We start from the raw sequence: 3265 nt of genomic DNA, 5'->3' as shown, positions 1-3265 counted from the left end.
TTTAAATATGTATTTTACTGAATATTAATAAGAATTTTTACTTCTAAATGATAAATAATTGGTATTAATATATTTTATATAGTAGCTTGTCCATTAAATGAATATTTATTGTTTTTTATGTATTAGATTGAAATTTATTTAACATTATATTTTATATTTATTTCTTACTTTATATTGTATCACAATAGTATATACAATTCATTCCAAAGTTCAAAAAAATCACGTCTTTTGTCGATGGCTGTGAAATTTTAGGCTTTTAACATAAAAGCTTATAAACATTATACCATATTAACTGTCCATTGTTTACTATATAGTAAACAATAAAAATAAAATTTAATATTTCGTTGACATTAAAATAAATTATTGATATTATAAAGATAGAAAATAAGAATAAAAACTCATATAGTTCTCAAAATAAGGTTGAGAAGTTTCTACTAAATGACCATAAATCATTTAACTATGAGTGAAAGTGTACCTAGGGTTCCGAAGATTATTATCTTGTCTGGTCCAAGCGGTACAAATACTTGATTTAAGTATTACACCGAAGGGAGAAAAGCCCAGTCGGGTAGGTTTCGCTTAGCCTACCTGACTGGGCTTAATAATTTTTAGGAGGGTTTATTTTGGAATACAGAAGAGTATTTGTGGAAAAGAAAGATGAATTTGATGTAGAAGCAGATAATTTGTACAAAGACTTTAAGGATTATCTTAAGATTAAATCTTTAGAAAAGGTAAGAGTTATTAATGTTTATGACATAATTAATGCTTTCTGTGAAGATTATAGTCGGATAGTAAAAGAAGTTTTATCAGAAAGAAATTTAGATAATGTATATGAAAGAAACCTTCCAATTGATAATACTGAAAAATATTTTAGAGTTGAAATTGTTCCAGGACAATATAACCAGAGGGATGATTCAGCCATCCAATGTGTAAATGCATTATTAGGAAAGAAAGATATATTAGTTAAAAGCTCTAAAATATTAGTGTTTAAAGGAATAAATGGAGAAGAATTAAATAAAATAAAAAATTATTATATTAACCCAGTGGAAATGAGAGAAGTAGATATAGAATCATTCACCTATGAAGAAAGAGAAGAAACTACTGATGAAGTTGAAATTATAAATAATTTTATAAATATGTCTCAAAATGAAATATTAAAAATGAAAGAAAACTATGGCATAGCTATGGATGTTGAAGATTTACTATTTTGTCAAAAATATTTTAAGGGAGAAGAAGAAAGGGATCCAAGTATTACAGAAATAAAAGTTATAGATACCTATTGGTCAGATCACTGTAGACATACTACCTTTATGACGGAAATATTAGATGTAGAAATTGAAGATAGTATATATAAGTCTATATTAGAAGAAGCTCTTAAAGACTATATCCAATCAAGGAATTATGTCTATGAAGATAAAGAGAAACCAATGTCCTTAATGGATTTAGCCACTGTAAATATGAAGGAAATAAAGAAAAAAGGCTTATTAGAAGATAAAGAAGAGTCAGAAGAAATAAATGCAGCAAGTATAGAAATAGATGTAGATATAGATGGGGAAAATGAGAAATGGCTTTTAATGTTTAAAAATGAAACTCACAATCATCCTACAGAAATAGAGCCTTTTGGTGGAGCAGCAACCTGTCTTGGTGGATGTATTAGAGACCCTTTATCTGGTAGATCCTATGTATATCAAGCTATGAGGATTACAGGTGCTGGCGATCCAAGACAAAGTTTCGAAGATACTTTAGAAGGAAAATTACCTCAAAGAAAGATTACTCAAAAAGCTATGGAAGGTTATAGTTCCTATGGAAATCAAATAGGTGTACCTACAGGTTATGTAAGGGAAATATATGATGAAGGCTATATAGCAAAAAGAATGGAAGTAGGAGCCTTAGTAGCAGCGGCACCAAAGAAAAATGTAAGGAGAGAATCTTCAGAACCTGGAGATTTAATACTCTTAGTAGGAGGGAGAACAGGTAAGGATGGCTTAGGTGGAGCCGTAGGTTCATCTAAAGAACATACAGAAGAATCCTTAGAAACTGGTGGTGCAGAAGTACAGAAAGGAAATCCACTACTGGAGAGAAAAATATTAAGGCTGTTTAGAAATAAAGAAGTAAGCACTATGATTAAAAAATGTAATGATTTTGGTGCAGGAGGAGTTTCTGTAGCTATAGGGGAATTAGCTGATGGGTTATTTATAGATTTAGATAAAGTACCTTTAAAATATCCAGGATTAAATGGAACAGAAATAGCATTATCAGAATCTCAAGAGAGAATGGCAGTAGTAGTAGAAGAAGAAAATTTAGATAAATTTATTGAATTAGCGGAAAAAGAAGATTTAGAAACTACATTAGTAGCAGAAGTTAGAGATAATAATAGATTAACTATGGTATGGGGAAATGAACCTATAGTAGATATTTCAAGAAGATTTTTAGACACCAATGGAATAAGAAAAAAGATAAATGTATATGTAGAAAAACAAGAAGAAGAGAATTATTTCCATAGGGAACCAGAACATATAGAAAGTAAAAATATAAAAGAAAACTGGATGAACAATATAAATCAATTAAATACTTCTAGTCAAAAAGGTTTAGTAAAAAAATTTGACCATACAGTAGGCAGTGGTACAGTTCTTATGCCAGTAGGAGGAAAATATAGATTGACTCCTGCTGAAGGAATGGTAGCAAAAATTCCAGTATTAAAAGGAGATACTAATACCTGTTCTATTATGACCTATGGTTTTGATCCGAAGATTTCTAAATGGAGTCCATTCCATGGAGGAATGTATGCAGTTATAGAATCTTTAGCAAAGGTAACAGCAATAGGTGGAGATTTTAGAAAAGTAAGATTAACTTTCCAAGAGTATTTTGAAAGAATAGGTGAGGATAAGAAGAAATGGGGGAAACCTTTCTCTGCCTTATTAGGAGCTTATTCTGTAATGAAAAATTTAGACATACCAAGTATTGGTGGAAAGGACAGTATGTCCGGTACTTTTAAAGATATAGATGTGCCACCTACATTAATATCTTTTGCAGTTACTACCGATAAAGTTCAAAATATAATATCACCTGAATTTAAGGGAATAGGTAATGATGTGGTATTAATCACCCTAGATATAGATGAAAAAGGTATGGTAGATTTTGAACAGCTGAAAAGAAATTATGGAAAGATAAAAGAATTAATTGATGAGGGAAAAATAATATCTGCTTCCACTATTAAATTTGGTGGCCTAGCTAGAACTATAAGTGAAATGAGTTTTGGAAATAAAAT

Annotated in this window: 1 protein-coding gene and 1 riboswitch; the gene reads left to right on the top strand. The window is 29.9% G+C overall.

The window, feature by feature from the left end; translation table 11 throughout:
* Window positions 1-378 precede the first annotated feature (378 nt).
* A riboswitch (purine riboswitch) is annotated at window positions 379-480 on the top strand.
* Window positions 481-620: 140 nt separating this feature from the next.
* Window positions 621-3265, top strand: a 2645-nt coding sequence (locus VK071_03720; protein ID HLR34422.1) for a phosphoribosylformylglycinamidine synthase, incomplete at its 3' end; no start/stop codon positions are given.

The organism is Tissierellales bacterium (assembly GCA_035301805.1).
Classification (GTDB): Bacteria; Bacillota; Clostridia; order Tissierellales; family DATGTQ01; genus DATGTQ01.
The sequence above is the reverse complement of the archived record's forward strand: the minus strand, read 5'-3'. Positions and strand labels throughout refer to the sequence as shown.